Genomic DNA, 15,630 nt, shown 5'->3' on the forward strand with positions numbered 1-15,630 from the left:
CGTCGGGTCGCATCCGGCTCAGCCCAGCCGCCCGAGAAGCCGGACGATGCGCCGGACCCGGGGCCCGAAGAGGGTCGGCGCGAACCAGTCGCCGGCGGCCCGGCGGCTCGCCTCGCCGAGCGTCGGATAGGGCGCCACCATGGCGGCCATCGCGCCGATGCCGAGGCCGCGGCCGATCGCCAGCACCCAGGGCTGGATCAGCTCGCCCGCATGGGCGCCGGCGATGGCGGCGCCGAGGATGCGGCCGCGCCGGCCGGTCACGACCTTGACCAGCCCCTCGGGGCGGCCCTCGGCGCGCGCCCGGTCGTTGTCGGCGAAGCTGGCGCGCAGCACCCGGACGGCGGCGCCGGACCGGCGGGCCTCCGCCTCCGACAGGCCGACCGCGGCGAGTTCGGGGTCGCAATAGGTGACGCGCGGGACGGCCCGACCATCGAGGCGGGCGGGCCAGCGGAACAGGGCGTTGCGCAACACGATTCCCGCCTGATAGCCCGCCATGTGGGTGAACTGCCAGCCGCCGACGACGTCGCCCAGCGCGAAGACGCGGCGGTTGCTGGTCCGCATGTGCCGGTCGACGGTGATGCCGGCCGGGGTGAAGACGATGCCGGCCGCGTCCAGGCCGAGCCCCGACACCGTCGGCTGCCGGCCGGTCGCGACCAGCAGGTGGCTGCCGGTGACCGGCGTGCCGCCGTCGGCCAGCGCGACGACGACCTGCCCGTCGACGGCGGTCGCCGCGGATATATGCACGCCCTCGCGGATCGTCACCCCCTCCGCCGTCAGCCGGTCGCGGACGACGGCCACCAGTTCCGGGTCGTCGCGGGCGAGGATGCGGTCCCGCTCCAGCAGCGTCACCCGGCTGCCGAGCCGGCGGTGGGCCTGTGCCATCTCGATGCCGACCGGGCCGCCGCCCATGACGACGAGATGCCCGGGCAGCGCCGGCTGGTCGAACACCGTCTCGTTGGTGAGGTAGGGCACCTGGCCGAGCCCGGGAACGTCCGGCACGCTCGGGGTCGAGCCGGTGGCGACGACGAAGCGCCGGGCGCGGACCACCGTGTCGCCGGCATGGACTTCGGCCGGGCCGGTGAAGCGGGCGTCGGCACGCAGGACGGTGACGCCGAGGCCGGAGAACCGTGCCTCCGAATCGTGCGGCGCGATGGCGTCGATCGTGCGCCGGACGTGGGCCCGGACCCGGTCGAAATCGACCCGGACCGGGCCGGCGTCGATCCCGAAGCGGCCGGCGTCACCGGCCGTCGCGGCGCGGGCCGCGGCGGCGAGCAGCGCCTTGGAGGGCACGCAGCCGGTGTGCAGGCAGTCCCCGCCCATCCGGTCGCGCTCGACCAGGACCGTTCGCGCCCCCATCTGCGCGGCACCGGCGGCGACGCCGAGGCCGGCCGCGCCGGCGCCGATCACGCAGAGGTCGGCCTCGATGCCGTTCATGTCCGCCGGATGCCTCCCTCGCGCGTTGACTTGCTCCCGGGCCTCCCGTATAAGCCCGCACTCCCGAAAAACGACGACTTTACTCGGAGCCTGTGCCGTGAAGCGCACCTATCAGCCGAGCCGCCTCATCCGCAAGCGCCGCCATGGTTTCCGGGCCCGCATGGCGACCGTGGGCGGCCGCAAGGTCATCCAGAACCGCCGGGCGCAGGGGCGGAAGCGCCTCTCGGCCTGATGGCGTCGGCCGTCGGACGGCTGACGCAGCGGTCGGAATTCCTCCGCGTCGCCGCCGCACGGCGGAAATGGGCCGCCCCGGGGCTGGTCCTCCAGGCCTGTGAACGAACCGACGACGCGGTGGCCCCCGGGCCGCCCCGCGTCGGCTTCACCGCAACCCGCAAGATCGGTGGCGCCGTGGTGCGCAACCGCGCCCGCCGCCGCCTGCGCGCGGCGGTGGCCCAGGTCATGCCGCGGAGCGGCCTTGCCGGCTGGGACTATGTGGTGATCGCCCGCGACGGCACGGTCGAGCGGACGTTCCCCGACCTCGTGGCCGACCTCGAGACGGCGCTCGCCCGCGTCCAGCGCCGCCGGCCGGCGGCGGGGGCGGAGGCATGAGCGCCATGACCCGGCTGCTGGTGCTGGCGGTGCGCGCCTACCAATGGGTGCTGTCGCCGATCCTGCCCTCCTCCTGCCGCTTCGAGCCGACCTGCTCGGCCTATGCGATCGAGGCGCTCGGCCGCCATGGGGCGCTGCGCGGCGGCTGGCTCGCCCTGCGTCGACTGGCCCGTTGCCATCCGTGGGGTTCTGCCGGATACGACCCCGTTCCACCGGCAGGTCCGACCAGGACCCCGCCGGCGGCGCCCTGCACCCATTCCCGCTGCGCCGGACATCGGCGGTAGCCACCCTCCCGTCGCGGACCTTCCGATGACCGATCAAAAGAACCTGATCTTCGCGATCGCGATCTCGATCGCCATCCTGCTCGGCTTCCAGTTCTTCGTGCAGAAGCCCCAGCAGGAGGCGGTACGGCAGGCCCAGCAGCAGGCCGAGCAGGCGGCCAAGCCGTCGGGAGACGCCGCCCCGCCGGGGGCGCCGGGCGCCCAGCCGGCCGGCGCCCCTGGCGCGGCCGTCGGCGCCGGCCAGCTGTTGCAGCGGGATGCCGCGCTGGCGCGCGCGCCGCGGGTGCCGATCGATTCGCGGCGCCTCAAGGGGTCGGTGTCGCTGCGCGGCGGCCGCATCGACGACCTGACGATGAAGGACTACCGCGAGACGGTGCGACCGGACAGCCCGCTCATCGACCTCCTGTCGCCGTCCGACACCGCGCGGCCCTATTTCGTGCAGTTCGGCTGGATCCCGGGAACGGACAGCCGCGAGGTCGCGCTGCCCAAGGACGATACGGTGTGGCGGGCGGAGGGCGGCGTGCTCGGCACCGACCAGCCGCTGACGCTGGTCTGGGACAACGGCCAGGGCCTCGTCTTCCGCCGCACCCTGACGCTCGACGCCAACTTCCTGATGACGGTGACGGACCGGGTCGAGAACACCGGAACGACCCCGGTCTCGCTGCTGCCCTATGCGCTCACCAAGCGCTGGCCGACGCCGCACACGGAGGGCTTCTTCATCCTCCACGAGGGCCTGATCGGCGTCACCGACGGCACCCTGCGCGAGATCAGCTATTCCGGCATCAAGGACCAGAAGGAGGTGAAGCAGGCGACGACCGGCGGCTGGGTCGGCTTCACCGACAAGTACTGGCTGGTCACGCTCATCCCCGACCAGGCGGAGGCGGTCGAGAGCCGGTTCACCTGGGAGAAGCGGGGGGCGGACGACGCCTACCAGGCCGACTATCTCGGCGCCGCGCGGACGATCCAGCCCGGCGCCACCGCCGAGACGACGCACCGCGTCTTCGCCGGCGCCAAGGAGGTCCATCTCCTCGACGACTACCGCGACCGGCTCGGCATCCAGCGCTTCGACCGCGCCATCGACTTCGGCTGGTTCTACTTCCTGACCAAGCCGATCTTCTACGTCATCGACTATTTCTACCGCTGGCTCGGCAATTTCGGCCTCGCCATCCTGCTGCTGACGGTGCTGATCAAGCTCGCGTTCTTCCCGCTCGCCAACAAGTCCTACCGGTCGATGAGCAAGCTCAAGCTGCTCCAGCCGAAGATGATGGAACTGCGCGAGAAGTACGGCGAGGACCGCCAGCGCCTGAACCAGGAGATGATGGCCCTGTACCGCAAGGAGGGCGCGAACCCGGCCTCGGGCTGCCTGCCGATCCTGGTGCAGATCCCGGTCTTCTTCGCCCTCTACAAGGTGCTGTTCGTCACCATCGAGATGCGGCACGCGCCGTTCTACGGCTGGATCCGCGACCTCTCGGCGCCCGATCCGACGACCATCTTCAACCTGTTCGGGCTCATTCCCTGGACGCCGCCCCATATCCTCATGATCGGCGCCTGGCCGCTCATCATGGGCGTGACCATGTTCCTGCAGCAGAAGCTGAACCCGCAGCCGCCGGACCCGATCCAGGCCAAGGTGTTCATGGTCCTGCCGATCGTCTTCACCTACATGCTGGCGGCCTTCCCGGCCGGCCTCGTCATCTACTGGGCCTGGAACAACCTGCTGTCGATCCTGCAGCAGTGGGTCATCATGCGGCGCGCGGGCGCGGCCTGACTTGAGCGGTGACGTGACTTGACCGGTGGCCTGACTTGACCGCCGAGGGCCCCAGCGTCCAGGAGGCGCCCGAACTCGACGCCGAGGCGATCGAGGCCGGGCGCCTGCTCTTCGCCCAGGAGTGCGGCTTCTTCTGGGCCTCGACCACGGCCAAGGACCTGCCGCCGATCGACCTGCCGGAGGTCGCCTTCCTCGGCCGCTCGAACGTCGGCAAGTCGAGCCTCATCAATGCGCTGACCGGCCGCAACGCGCTCGCCCGCACCTCGAACACGCCGGGGCGCACCCGCCAGCTCAATTTCTTCCGCCTCGGCGACCGGCTGACGCTCGTCGACATGCCGGGCTACGGCTATGCGAAGGTGTCGCGCAGCGAGACCGCGGCGTGGGTGCGGATGATCGACGCCTACCTGCGCGGCCGGCCGACGCTGCAGCGCCTGTGCCTCCTGGTCGACGCCCGCCACGGGCTGAAGGACAGCGACCGCGGCTGGATGAAGATGCTGGACCAGGCCGCCGTCTCCTACCAGGTCGTCCTCACCAAGGCGGACGAGCCCAGGCGCGAGGAACTCGCGCGCACCCGCGCCGCGGTCGCCAAGGAGGCGGCGACCCATGTCGCGGCGCATCCGGTGGTCCTGGAGACCAGCGCGCGCGGCGGTATCGGCATTCCCGAACTGCGGGCCATGCTGGCGCGGCTCGCCGACCCGCCGGCGACCTGAAACCGTCACGCGCCGGCGCGTTGGCGACGGCCCGGCGATCGGATACAGTCCCGGCCCTTTTCCTCTGCCCAAGGCCCCGGGGTCCCTGCCGATGACCGCTGCCGACACCTCCCGCACCGAATGGCTCGCCAAGGCCGCGACGCTCTCCGAGGCGCTGCCCTACATGCGGCGCTACGCGGGCAAGACCTTCGTGGTGAAGTATGGCGGCCACGCCATGGGCGACGAGCGGGTGGCCGAACTCTTCGCCCGCGACATCGTGCTGCTGCGCCAGGTCGGCATCAACCCGGTGGTCGTACACGGCGGCGGGCCGCAGATCGGCGCCATGCTGGCGCGCCTCAAGATCAAGAGCGAGTTCGTCGACGGGCTGCGGGTCACCGACCGCGAGACGGTCGAGATCGTCGAGATGGTCCTGTCCGGCGCCATCAACAAGCAGCTCGCCGCCATGGTCAGCGCGGCGGGCGGCGTCGCCGTCGGCCTGTCGGGCAAGGACGGCGGCCTGATCCGTGCCGAGAAGCTGACCCGCACCCGGCGCGACCCCGACAGCAACATCGAGAAGGTGCTGGACCTCGGCTTCGTCGGCGAACCGAAGGCGATCGACACCTCCATCATCGCCTCGCTGCAGAAGGCGGGCATCATCCCGATCATCGCCCCGATCGGCCTCGGGCCGGAGGGCGAGACCTTCAACATCAATGCCGACACGGTGGCGGGTGCCGTCGCCGCGGCGCTGAAGGCGACCCGCCTGCTGCTGCTGACCGACGTCTCGGGGGTCAAGGACAAGGCGGGCGCCCTGCTGCCGGAACTGACCGACGCCGACGTCCGCCGGCTGATCGCCGACGGCACCATCACCGGCGGCATGATCCCCAAGGTCGAGACCTGCCTGGAGGCGGTGGACGGCGGCGTCGAGGCGGCGGTCATCCTCGACGGCCGGGTGCCGCACTCGGTGCTGCTCGAGATCTTCACCGCCCACGGCGTCGGCACCCTCATCCGCCGCGACCGGGCCTGAGGCGCGGCCCCGGCGGCGCGCCGCCGGGGCGGTCTCCGGCGCGTTCCTGGCGACGGCCGCCGCCGGGATCGGCGTCAGAGGATGAAATAGTCCTCCGAGAGCTGGTTGATGCCGGAGATGGTGAGGACGTCGCCGCTGCCGAAATCGACGGTGATCGAACCGGCGGTGCTGGTCAGGGTCGTCGCCGACAGGAGCGCGTTGAAGCTGGCGAAGCCGAACTCGGACAGGTCGACCAGGTCCTCGCCGGCGACGAAGTCGGTGATGCGGTCCTGGTCGTCGCCCGGCGAATAGACGAACTCGTCCTCGCCGGCGCCGCCGGTCAGGGTGTCGTCGCCGATCTCGCCCGCCAGCACGTCGTCGCCGGCGTTGCCGAGCAGGATGTCGTCGTCCTTGCCGCCATAGACGGTGTCGTTGCCGGTGCCGCCGACCAGCAGGTCGTCGCCGGTGTTGCCGAAGATGATGTCGCTCGCGTCCCCGCCCTCGGCGGTGTCGTCGCCGACGTCGCCGAAGAGCGTGTCGGTGCCGGCCTGGCCGAGCAGCAGGTCGTCGTCGGCGCCGCCGTTCAGCGTGTCGTTGCCGTCGCCGCCCTCGACGGTGTCGGTGCCGCGGTTGCCGTTGACGAGATCGTTGCCGACGTCGCCGCGGATCGAATCGTCGCCGTCGTTGCCGTAGAGGAAGTCGTTGCCGTTGCCGCCATAGACCTGGTCGGCGCCCTGCCCGGCATAGACGGCGTCGTGGCCGGCCGAGCCGTAGAGGATGTCGGCGCCCTGGCCGCCGAAGATCACGTCGTTGCCGCCGAGCCCGATCATGGTGTCGTTGCCGGGCCCGCCTTCCAGCGTGTCGTCGCCGCCGGCACCGTTGACGCTGTCGGCGCCGTCGAGGGCCTGGATCAGATCCGCCGCCTCGGTTCCGAGCTGGATGTCGTTCCCCTGGGTGAGCACCAAGACCGCCATTGCCCGTCCTCTCTCGTTCCGCCCCGAATTGACTAGCGGTAGTATAGCACCCCGATCCGGTCGCTCTATATGGCATTGCTGTTGGGCGCGGCAGGCCCGGTTGACAGGTTCGGCCGGGCGCGGCCAATGTTCGCCGCCGCTCCTGCCCCCACCCCCGCAATTCCGGAAGGCCGACCCAGATGGAACTCGACCGCCTGCAACCCGTCATCGACGACGCCTGGGAGCGTCGTGCCGAGCTTTCGACCGCGACCCGCGGCGAGGTCCGCGACGCCGTCGAGGCGGCGCTCGACGCGCTGGACGGCGGCAAGGCGCGGGTGGCCGAGCCGAAGGACGGGAAGTGGCAGGTCCACCAGTGGCTCAAGAAGGCGGTGCTGCTGTCCTTCCGCCTCAACGACATGGTGCCGGTGCCGGGCGGCCCGACCGATCCCGAGCGCGGGCCGTCGCCGTGGTTCGACAAGGTCCCGTCCAAGTTCGCCGGCTGGGGCGAGAACCGCTTCCGCGACGCCGGTTTCCGGGCCGTGCCGAACTGCGTCGTCCGCCGCTCCGCCTACATCGCCCCGGGCGCCGTGCTGATGCCGAGCTTCGTCAATGTCGGCGCCCATGTCGGCCAGAACACCATGGTCGACACCTGGGCGACCGTCGGCTCCTGTGCCCAGATCGGGAAGAACTGCCACCTCTCGGGCGGCGTCGGCATCGGCGGCGTGCTGGAGCCCCTGCAGGCCGATCCCGTCATCATCGAGGACGACTGCTTCATCGGCGCCCGCAGCGAGGTCGTCGAGGGGGTCATCGTCGAGCGCGGCTCGGTCCTGTCGATGGGCTGCTTCATCAGCGCCACCACCAAGATCGTCGACCGTTCGACGGGCGAGGTGATGTACGGCCGCGTCCCGGCCTATTCGGTGGTGGTGCCGGGCGCGATGCCGGGCAAGCCGCTCGCCGACGGCAGCCCGGGCCCCAGCCTCTATTGCGTCGTCATCGTCAAGCGCGTCGACGAGCGCACCCGGTCCAAGACCTCGATCAACGACCTCTTGCGCGATTGAGCCGATGAACCTCACCCTCGACCCGGTCGCGCTGACCCAGGCGCTCATCCGCTGTCCCAGCGTGACCCCGGTCGAGGCGGGGGTGCTCGACACGCTGGGCGGCCAGCTCGAGGGCCTGGGCTTCCGCACCCGCCGGATGCCCTTCTCGGAGCCGGGCACCCCCGACGTCGACAATCTCTTCGCCCGCATCGGCCAGGGCCGGCCGCATTTCTGCTTCGCCGGCCATACCGACGTGGTGCCGACCGGCAAAACCGACGCGTGGCGCTTCGACCCCTTCGCCGGCGAGGAGCGGGAGGGCTGGGTCTGGGGCCGCGGCGCGTCCGACATGAAGTGCGCGATCGCCGCCTTCACCGCGGCGGCCGCGTCCTTCCTCGCCGACCGGGGCCCGGATTTCGGCGGCTCGATCAGCCTCCTCATCACCGGTGACGAGGAAGGGCCGTCGATCAACGGCACGAAGAAGATGCTGGCGGCGCTGGCCGCGGCGGGCGAGGTCCCGGACGCCTGCATCGTCGGCGAGCCGACCAATCCCAAGGCGCTCGGCGACATGATCAAGATCGGCCGGCGCGGCAGCCTCAACGCCTATCTCACCGTCCACGGCACCCAGGGCCACGTCGCCTACCCGCATCTCGCCGACAACCCGATCCACCGGCTGGTGCGGATGCTGGCGCGGCTGACCGAGGAGCCGCTCGACGACGGCACCGCCCATTTCGAGCCCTCGACACTCCAGGTGGCGACCGTCGACGTCGGCAACCCGGCGACCAACGTCATCCCGGCCGAGGCGAAGGCCGTCTTCAACATCCGCTTCAACGACGCCCATACCAGCCAGACGCTGATCCGCCGCATCCGCGAGCGGCTCGACGCGGTCGGCGGCCGCTACGACCTCGAGGTCAAGGTCAGCGGCGAATCCTTCGTCTTCCAGCCGGGCCTCCTGAGCGGCCTCGTCCAGGACGCCTGCGAGGCGGAAGTGGGCCGGCGGCCCGAGCTCAGCACCACCGGCGGCACCTCGGATGCGCGCTTCATCCAGGCCTACTGCCCGGTCGTCGAGTTCGGCGGCGTCGGCGACACCATGCACCAGATCAACGAGCGCCAGAGGAGCGACGACATCCGCACGCTCGCCCGCATCTACGAACGGGTCCTGCACGCCTATTTCCCGCGGCCGGCCTAGGCGCCGGGGCCGCCTTGCCCATCCCCTCCCGGGCGGAGATCCTGCTGGCGCTCGACGGCGCCTGGCGGCTCGCCTGCCGCGATCCCGCCGGCATGGCGCGGTTCGACGGCAGCCTCGACCAGTTCTGGAAGTCCTTCTTCTCGGCCGTCCTGACGCTGCCCTTCTTCGCGCTCCTGATCGCCGTCCGCGACCTCCCGGAGCCGCCCAGGGGCGGCACCGGCGTGCTGCTCGTGGTCGAGGCGATCGCCTACGTCGCGAGCTGGACGGCCTTCCCGCTCGCCATGTTCCACCTGACGGGCGCGATCGGGCGCCGCGACCGCTACCTCGCCTTCGTCACCGCCTTCAACTGGTCGGCGCCGATCCAGGTCGCCCTCTTCCTGGCCGCCACCGGCCTGGCGGCGCTCGACCTGCTGCCGGACGGTATCTCCCAGGGCATCGCCTTCGGCGTCACCATGCTGGTCCTGGCCTACGAATGGTTCATCGTCCGCACGGCGCTGGCGGTGAGCGGGCTGGCGGCGTTCGGGGTGGTCGTGCTCGACCTGGCGTTGGGCATCCTGGTGAACGGGATGGCGCAGTCGATCTACGCCTGAGGGCCGACGCGGCGCCCGAAGCCGGAACCCGAACGCGAGACGGGCGCCCCTGGGGGCGCCCGTCCGCTTTCGAAAAGACCCGCGGGTTCGGCTGTCAGAAGGTCAGGCCGAAGTTGAAGACCGGCCGCGGCGGCGGCGCGTAGTAGCGCGGCGGCGGCGGCGCGTAGTAGGCGCGCGGCGGCGGGACGTAGTAGCGCGGCGGCGGCGCGTAGTAGACCGGCGGCGGCGGCGCGACGTAGACGGGCGGCGGCGCCGGGCGGCTGCACACGCGGTTGCCGTAATGGTCCCACCAGCAGCGGGCCTCGGCGGGGGCCGTCGCGGCGAGCACGCCGAGCGCGGCCAGGGCGGGAAGCGCGATCTTCAGAAGGCGGTTGCTCATCGAGGGTCTCCTCGTTGCACGACTATCGAACGTCCGTCGGCCGAGCTCTATTCCCGGTTCACCCTAAACATAGTCGACCCGGACGAAATAGAGCCCGTCGGGGGGTGCGGTCGGCCCGCCGGCCGCGCGGTCGCGCCGCTCGAGGGCCCGGGTCACGTCGTCGGCGGTCCACTTGCCGTCGCCGACCAGCTTCAGCGTGCCGACCATGTTGCGCACCTGATGATGCAGGAACGACCGCGCTTCCGCTTCGATCCGTACCTCGTCGCCGTCCCGCGAGACGGCCAGCCGGTCGAGCGTCTTCACGGGCGAAGCCGCCTGACATTCTGCGGCGCGGAAGGTGGTGAAATCGTGGCGCCCTTCGAGCCGCAATGCGGCGGCCGCCATGGCGCCGGCGTCGAGGCGGCGCGGCACATGCCAGACGCGGCCGAGATCGAGCACCGGCGGCGCCCGGCGGTCGCAGATGCGGTAGCGATAGGTCCGCCGCCTGGCGTGGAGGCGGGCGTCGAAATCGTCGGCGACCCGGTCGGCCTCCAGCACCGCCGCGCGGTGCGGCTTGAGGTGGAAGTTGAGCGCGTCGCGCAGCGTCGCCGGCGGCCAGTCGCGGTCGAGGTCGAGATGGGCGACCTGCCCCAGGGCATGGACGCCGGCGTCGGTGCGGCCCGCGGCGTGGACGCGGACGGCCTTCCCGACGAGCCGTTGGACCGCCGTCTCCACCGCCTCCTGCACCGACATGCCGTTGGTCTGCCGCTGCCAGCCGACGAAGCCGCCGCCGTGATACTCGATCCGGAGCCGGAAGCGCGGCATCAGGACGGGCAGGGCAGGCGGGTGCCGGCCGGGATCGGGAACCCGCGCAGCAGGGCGTCGGCGTCGGTGGCGGCGCGGCCCGGGCGCTGCAGCCGCGTCGGCCGGTAGGCGCCGGCGCCGCAGGCGATCCGGAGCCGGTCGTCCAGCACCGTGCCGGCCGCGCCGGCCGCGCCGGCGGCCGGTTCGCCCGCCAGCACGCGGATGCGCTCGCCAGCGAACTCGAACCACGTGCCGGGCCAGGGGTTGAGGGCCCGCACCGCGCGGTCGACCGCATCGGCGTCGCCGCGCCAGTCGAGACGGGCCTCGCTGCGGTCAAGCTTGGCGGCGTAGGTGACGCCCTCCGTCGGCTGCGGCTGGGGACGGATGCGGCCGGCTGCGACGCCGTCCAGCGCCGCCACCACGAGCCGGGCGCCGAGCGCCGACAGGCCATCGTGCAGTTCGCCGGCCGTGGTGCGCGGCCCGATCGGGAGGCGCTCGGCCAGCAGCATCGCGCCGGTGTCGAGCCCCTCGTCCATCTGCATGATGGTGACGCCGGTCTCCCGGTCGCCGGCCAGGATGGCGCGCTGGATGGGGGCGGCGCCGCGCCAGCGCGGCAGCAGCGAGGCATGGACGTTGACGCAGCCGAGGCGCGGCGCCTCCAGGATCGGCTTCGGCAGGATCAGGCCATAGGCGGCGACGACCGCGGCGTCGGCGCCGAAACCGCGGAACTCCGCCTGCGCCTCCGCGGATCGCAGGCTCCTCGGCGTCCGGGTCGGGATTCCCAGCCGCTCGGCATGGGCGTGGACCGGGCAGGACTGCACCCGGTGGCCGCGCCCGACCGGCTTCGGCGGCTGGGCGTAGCAGGCGACGACCGTGTGCCCGGCCGCCAGCAGCGCGTCGAGGATCGCCACCGAGAACACGGGCGATCCCATGAAGATCAGGCGGAGCAAGGGACGGCTCAGCCGGTGGCGCGCTTGGCCTTCAGCAGCTTGCGCAGGATCATGTTGCGGCGCAGCGCCGAGATATGGTCGATGAAGAGGATGCCGTCGAGGTGGTCCATCTCGTGCTGGAGGCAGGTGGCGAGCAGGCCGGTCGCATGGACCTCCCGCCGGGCGCCGGTCTCGTCGAGGTAGCGGACCTTGACCTCGGCCGGCCGCACCACGTCGGCATAGTGCTCGGGCACCGACAGGCACCCCTCGTTGTGCTCCGCGTCGTCGTCGGATGCCCAGACGATCTCCGGATTGACGACCTTCATCGGCTGGCGCGGCTCGCCCTCGCGCGCCAGGTCGAGCACCAGGATGCGCTGCGCGACGCCGACCTGCGGCGCGGCCAGCCCGATGCCGGGGGCCGCGTACATGGTCTCCAGCATGTCGTCCAGCAGGGTGCGGACCGTCTCGTCCACCCTCTCGACCGGCTGGGCCTTGAGCTTCAGGCGCGGGTCGGGGGCGACGAGGATGGGAAGGGTCGCCATGATCCTCGTGGTCTCGTGATTTCGGGTGATCCGGATGGGGTTGAGATAAGGCCGCACGGCGCGGCCTTCAAGCGAATGTCGCCGGGCCTACTCCGCCCACTTGCGCTCGAAGGCCCAGACCTCCTCGAATCCCATGAGGCGCGTCATCTCGGCGAACGGGTAGAGCGGCGTCGCCGCGCCGTTGGTCGTGCCGGTCTCCCGGATCGCGCCGTAGATGCCGGCCAGCGCCGCCGCGGTCGCGAGGAAGCCCGATCCCGGATAGATCGCCATGCCGTAGCCGATGGCGTCGAGGCGCGCCGGCGTCAGCATCGGCGTGCGCCCGCCCTCGACGAGGTTCGCCAGCAGCGGCGCGTCGATGCGCCGGCCGATCTCCTCCATCTCGGCCTCGCTCTCCGGCGATTCGACGAAGAGGATGTCCGCTCCGGCCTGCCGGTAGGCCTCCGCCCGCCGCAGCGCCTCGTCGAGGCCGAGCGTGGTGCGGGCATCGGTGCGGGCGACGATCAGGAAGTCGCCGTCGCGGCGCGCGTCCACCGCGACCGCGATCTTGCGCACCATGTCGGACAGCGGAATCACCCGCCGCCCGGGCGTGTGGCCGCATTTCTTGGGGAATTCCTGGTCCTCGATCTGGATGCCGGCTGCCCCCGCCGCCTCGTAGCCGCGGACGGCATGGGCGACGTTGAGGAGCCCGCCATAGCCGGTGTCGGCGTCGGCGACGATCGGCGTCGCGGTGCCGTCCGCGAAGCGCGCCACCCGCTCGACCATCTGGCTGTAGGTGGCGATGCCGGCATCGGGCAGCCCGAGCAGCGAGGCGACGGTGCCGAAGCCCGTCATGTAGAGGCAGTCGAAGCCCAAGCGGTCGGCCATGCGGGCCGAGATCATGTCGTAGATGCCGGGCGCCACGACGAAGCGGCCGTCGCGGATGCGGGCGGCGAGGCTGCGGCGCTTGGCGGCCGCGGTGGGCATCTCGGACACAGGGTTTCTCCTCTCGGCGTCGTCTCGGGTTCAGGGCCGACCCTCGATGGCGGCCAGCGCCGCCTCGTAGACGCCGGGCGCCAGGGTCTCGCGCACCGCCTTCTCGACGATCGGCAGCGCCTTCTGCCGGAACTCCGGCCGGGGCACCAGCCGCACCATGCCGGCGGCCTCCAGGCGCGCCAGCAGGCGGGCATTCTCCGCCCGCACCGCATCGGTGGCGGCGTCCGTCGCCCGGTCGATCGCCTCCTGCAGCAGCCGGCGGCGCTCGGCCGGCAGCTTCTGCCAGAAGGCGCGGTTGGCGAGGACCGAGGCGAAGCCGTGGTGGTGGGCGGTCTCGACGAGATAGTGCTGGCCGTCGAAGGTGCGGCGGCCGGCGATGTTGGAGAGCAGGTTCTCCTGGGCGTCGACGGCGCCGGCGCGCAGCGCGCCCGCGACCTCGGGTGCCGCGATCGGCGTCACCGCTGCCCCCATGCCGCCCCAGATCTTGATCCAGAGCGGCACTTCCGCCATGCGGATCTTGATCTCGCGCAGGTCCTCCAGCGTCTCGATCGGCCGGTTCGCCGTCGTCCAGCGCCGGCCCATGTCGTAGGTGCCGACGAGCACGGCATTGCCGCGGCGGGCGAGCGCGTCGGCCATGCGCCGGCCGACCGGCCCCGCCAGGAACCGCTCGATCGCCGCGAAGTCGGGGAAGAGGTAGGGAACCAGCGTCGCGTCGAGCTCCGGATAGTAGACGGCGCCGTGGATGACGCCGACATGGAGCTCGTGCTCCCCCGACTTCAGCTGGTCGATGAGCTCGGTCTCGCCGCCGAGCCGGCCGTCGAGGGAGATTTCGAGGGCGAGGCCCGGAAGGCGCTGGCGGACCTCGGCCATCAGCGTCTCGGCGAAGATGCGGGTCAGCCCGTCGTTCGCCAGCGCCGATGCGAGCAGGGGACGCGCCCGGCCTTCGGCCGGCCAGCAGGCGAGGAACAGCGCGACGAGGAGAGTGGCGAGACGCATTCTCGAAGTTCCGGACGTCGGGAGCCCCGCCCCGGGCGCGAACCCTATGGGAGCCACCGCCCGCCGTCAAACCGCGGCCATGTCGGCGGCCGGCGCGGCGTGGCGCCGCCTGCGGTTGGTCAGCGCGGCGTACCGCCGCTTGCGGGCGGTCAGCGCGGCGTACCACCGCGGGAGGGACCCGCCCGCCGGCCGACCTGCGCCTCGCGCCAGCCGATATAGACCGCACTCGACAGGATGATGGCGGCGCCGGCCAGCGTCCAGCCGGTCGGCACCTCGCCGAACACGAAATAGCCGATGGCGATGGCGAAGATCAGCCGGAGGTAGCCGAAGCCCGCGAGGTAGCCCGCCTCGGCCTCGGCGTAGGCGCGCAGGAAGCAGTAGTGCCCGGCCGTCGCCAGCAGGCCGATGCCGACGAAGAGCGGCCAGTCCGCCGCCGCCGGCCACTCCCAGAACCAGATGCCGAGCGGCGCCGCCAGGACCAGCGACAGCACCGTGTACCAGATGGTGACCTGTATCGCCGGCTCGTGCTTCAGCAGGTTCTTCGCGGTGGCGACGCTGAGGCAGGTGATGAAGGTGCCGAAGAGCGCGATGGCGAGCGCGTCGAGCGGCGTCCCGGCGCTCGGCTGCGCGATCAGCACGACGCCGGAGAAGCCGACGCCCACCGCCGACCAGCGCCGCCAGCGCACCTTCTCGCCGAGCAGCAGCACCGCCAGGACGGTCATGATGAGCGGGCCGGTGAAGCTGACCAGCGTCGCGTCGGCGAGCGGCAGGCGGGTGAGCGCCAGGTAGCTGCAGCACATGCCGACCGTCGAGCAGACGTTGCGCACCATGTGGCCGCCGAACTGCCGGGTGCGCAGCGCGACCGGGCCGAGGCGGACGATCGTCGGCAGGAGCACGACGAGGCCGACCGCCAGCCGCAGGAACACGATCTGGAAGACGGCGTAGTGCGCCCCCAGCCACTTGATGAGCACGAAGGTCGAGACGAGGAAGATCTGGTCGGCGACGAACCAGCAGAGACCGCGGGTCGCCGGCTGCAGGGCCGACCAGCGGGCGGCCAGGGCGGGGAGGGTCATGGGGCAGGCCGACCGTAGGACGCCGGCCGGGCGGCGGCAAGGGCGGGGGCGGCGGCGACGCCGCGCCCAGCGCCGAGATGGTCGAGCGGCATTATCTTGACGGCTGCGCCTGCCTATCTGTAACGCCACGACCCAGTCACCGGAGACCGGGGCGAACCGCCCCCGCCTTGCCAACGGAGCATTCCCGCCATGTCGGCGACCCCCGTCACCGTCCTCACCGGCTATCTCGGCGCCGGCAAGACCACCCTGCTGAACCGCATCCTGACCGAGCAGCACGGCCGGAAGTACGCCGTCATCGTCAACGAGTTCGGCCAGATCGGCATCGACAACGACCTCGTCGTCGACGCCGACGAGGAAGTGTTCGAGATGAACAACGGCTGCATCTGCTGCACCGTGCGCGGCGACCTCA

At 71.9% G+C, this 15,630-nt stretch carries 19 protein-coding genes; 10 read left to right on the top strand and 9 right to left on the bottom strand.

The window, feature by feature from the left end; translation table 11 throughout:
- Nucleotides 1–18: 18 nt before the first annotated feature.
- The gene (locus ACE3Q3_RS09165; protein ID WP_374444807.1) at nucleotides 19–1,434 is read right to left on the bottom strand and encodes an NAD(P)/FAD-dependent oxidoreductase; all 1,416 of its coding nucleotides are present in this window, start codon (nucleotides 1,432–1,434) and stop codon (nucleotides 19–21) included.
- Nucleotides 1,435–1,531: 97 nt separating this feature from the next.
- Here ACE3Q3_RS09165 and rpmH point away from each other — a divergent pair, with 97 nt between their 5' ends.
- From rpmH to argB, 6 genes are all read left to right on the top strand, one after another.
- A complete protein-coding gene (gene rpmH, locus ACE3Q3_RS09170) occupies nucleotides 1,532–1,666 on the top strand; it encodes a 50S ribosomal protein L34 (protein ID WP_374444810.1) in 135 nt (44 codons plus the stop codon).
- The gene (gene rnpA, locus ACE3Q3_RS09175) at nucleotides 1,666–2,043 is read left to right on the top strand and encodes a ribonuclease P protein component (protein ID WP_374444812.1); all 378 of its coding nucleotides are present in this window, start codon (nucleotides 1,666–1,668) and stop codon (nucleotides 2,041–2,043) included. Before rpmH ends, rnpA begins: the two co-directional genes overlap by 1 nt.
- Nucleotides 2,040–2,327, top strand: a complete 288-nt coding sequence (yidD, locus tag ACE3Q3_RS09180; protein WP_374444814.1) for a membrane protein insertion efficiency factor YidD — start codon at nucleotides 2,040–2,042, stop codon at nucleotides 2,325–2,327. Before rnpA ends, yidD begins: the two co-directional genes overlap by 4 nt.
- Nucleotides 2,328–2,352: 25 nt before the next feature.
- Nucleotides 2,353–4,089 (top strand): membrane protein insertase YidC, encoded by a 1,737-nt coding sequence (gene yidC / locus ACE3Q3_RS09185; RefSeq protein WP_374444816.1) that lies wholly within the window; start codon nucleotides 2,353–2,355, stop codon nucleotides 4,087–4,089.
- A gap of 35 nt (nucleotides 4,090–4,124) precedes the next feature.
- Nucleotides 4,125–4,799: a ribosome biogenesis GTP-binding protein YihA/YsxC gene (gene yihA, locus ACE3Q3_RS09190; RefSeq protein ID WP_374444818.1), complete on the top strand. Its 675-nt coding sequence runs from the start codon at nucleotides 4,125–4,127 to the stop codon at nucleotides 4,797–4,799.
- A gap of 91 nt (nucleotides 4,800–4,890) precedes the next feature.
- Nucleotides 4,891–5,802 carry an acetylglutamate kinase gene (gene argB, locus ACE3Q3_RS09195; RefSeq protein WP_374444820.1) on the top strand — a complete coding sequence of 304 codons (912 nt, stop codon included), beginning with the start codon at nucleotides 4,891–4,893 and terminating at the stop codon, nucleotides 5,800–5,802.
- Between the two features lie 74 nt (nucleotides 5,803–5,876).
- Here the strand turns inward: argB and ACE3Q3_RS09200 are convergent, their stop codons facing one another.
- Nucleotides 5,877–6,755: a calcium-binding protein gene (locus ACE3Q3_RS09200; protein ID WP_374444822.1), complete on the bottom strand. Its 879-nt coding sequence runs from the start codon at nucleotides 6,753–6,755 to the stop codon at nucleotides 5,877–5,879.
- 179 nt (nucleotides 6,756–6,934) lie between these two features.
- On the opposite strand from ACE3Q3_RS09200, the gene dapD reads away from it, so the two are divergent.
- Genes dapD through ACE3Q3_RS09215 form a run of 3 tightly spaced genes read left to right on the top strand, consistent with a single transcriptional unit; the run spans nucleotide 6,935 to nucleotide 9,547 of the window.
- Nucleotides 6,935–7,792: a 2,3,4,5-tetrahydropyridine-2,6-dicarboxylate N-succinyltransferase gene (dapD, locus tag ACE3Q3_RS09205; protein WP_374444824.1), complete on the top strand. Its 858-nt coding sequence runs from the start codon at nucleotides 6,935–6,937 to the stop codon at nucleotides 7,790–7,792.
- A gap of 4 nt (nucleotides 7,793–7,796) precedes the next feature.
- Complete coding sequence (gene dapE / locus ACE3Q3_RS09210) at nucleotides 7,797–8,957, top strand: succinyl-diaminopimelate desuccinylase (protein WP_374444826.1); 1,161 nt, start codon at nucleotides 7,797–7,799, stop codon at nucleotides 8,955–8,957.
- 14 nt (nucleotides 8,958–8,971) lie between these two features.
- Entirely contained in the window at nucleotides 8,972–9,547 is a 576-nt protein-coding gene (locus ACE3Q3_RS09215; protein ID WP_374444828.1) for a hypothetical protein, read from the top strand.
- A gap of 94 nt (nucleotides 9,548–9,641) precedes the next feature.
- Here the strand turns inward: ACE3Q3_RS09215 and ACE3Q3_RS09220 are convergent, their stop codons facing one another.
- The 7 genes from ACE3Q3_RS09220 to ACE3Q3_RS09250 form a co-directional block, all read right to left on the bottom strand.
- The gene (locus tag ACE3Q3_RS09220; RefSeq protein WP_374444830.1) at nucleotides 9,642–9,926 is read right to left on the bottom strand and encodes a hypothetical protein; all 285 of its coding nucleotides are present in this window, start codon (nucleotides 9,924–9,926) and stop codon (nucleotides 9,642–9,644) included.
- 63 nt (nucleotides 9,927–9,989) lie between these two features.
- Nucleotides 9,990–10,730 (bottom strand): tRNA pseudouridine(38-40) synthase TruA, encoded by a 741-nt coding sequence (gene truA / locus ACE3Q3_RS09225; protein ID WP_374444833.1) that lies wholly within the window; start codon nucleotides 10,728–10,730, stop codon nucleotides 9,990–9,992.
- Nucleotides 10,730–11,641 (bottom strand): methionyl-tRNA formyltransferase, encoded by a 912-nt coding sequence (gene fmt / locus ACE3Q3_RS09230; RefSeq protein ID WP_374444847.1) that lies wholly within the window; start codon nucleotides 11,639–11,641, stop codon nucleotides 10,730–10,732. Before fmt ends, truA begins: the two co-directional genes overlap by 1 nt.
- A 26-nt stretch (nucleotides 11,642–11,667) precedes the next feature.
- A complete protein-coding gene (gene def / locus ACE3Q3_RS09235; RefSeq protein ID WP_374444835.1) occupies nucleotides 11,668–12,180 on the bottom strand; it encodes a peptide deformylase in 513 nt (170 codons plus the stop codon).
- 87 nt (nucleotides 12,181–12,267) lie between these two features.
- Nucleotides 12,268–13,143, bottom strand: a complete 876-nt coding sequence (locus ACE3Q3_RS09240; RefSeq protein WP_374444850.1) for an oxaloacetate decarboxylase — start codon at nucleotides 13,141–13,143, stop codon at nucleotides 12,268–12,270.
- A 39-nt stretch (nucleotides 13,144–13,182) separates the two neighbouring features.
- The gene (locus tag ACE3Q3_RS09245; RefSeq protein ID WP_374444837.1) at nucleotides 13,183–14,148 is read right to left on the bottom strand and encodes a TRAP transporter substrate-binding protein; all 966 of its coding nucleotides are present in this window, start codon (nucleotides 14,146–14,148) and stop codon (nucleotides 13,183–13,185) included.
- 149 nt (nucleotides 14,149–14,297) lie between these two features.
- Complete coding sequence (locus ACE3Q3_RS09250) at nucleotides 14,298–15,221, bottom strand: DMT family transporter (RefSeq protein ID WP_374444840.1); 924 nt, start codon at nucleotides 15,219–15,221, stop codon at nucleotides 14,298–14,300.
- A 189-nt stretch (nucleotides 15,222–15,410) separates the two neighbouring features.
- On the opposite strand from ACE3Q3_RS09250, the gene ACE3Q3_RS09255 reads away from it, so the two are divergent.
- Nucleotides 15,411–15,630: GTP-binding protein (locus ACE3Q3_RS09255; RefSeq protein WP_374444842.1), on the top strand; the 220-nt coding region annotated here is incomplete at its 3' end.

The sequence above is a fragment of the Allostella sp. genome (genome assembly GCF_041913585.1).
In the GTDB taxonomy this organism is placed as follows: Bacteria; Pseudomonadota; Alphaproteobacteria; order ATCC43930; family Allostellaceae; genus Allostella.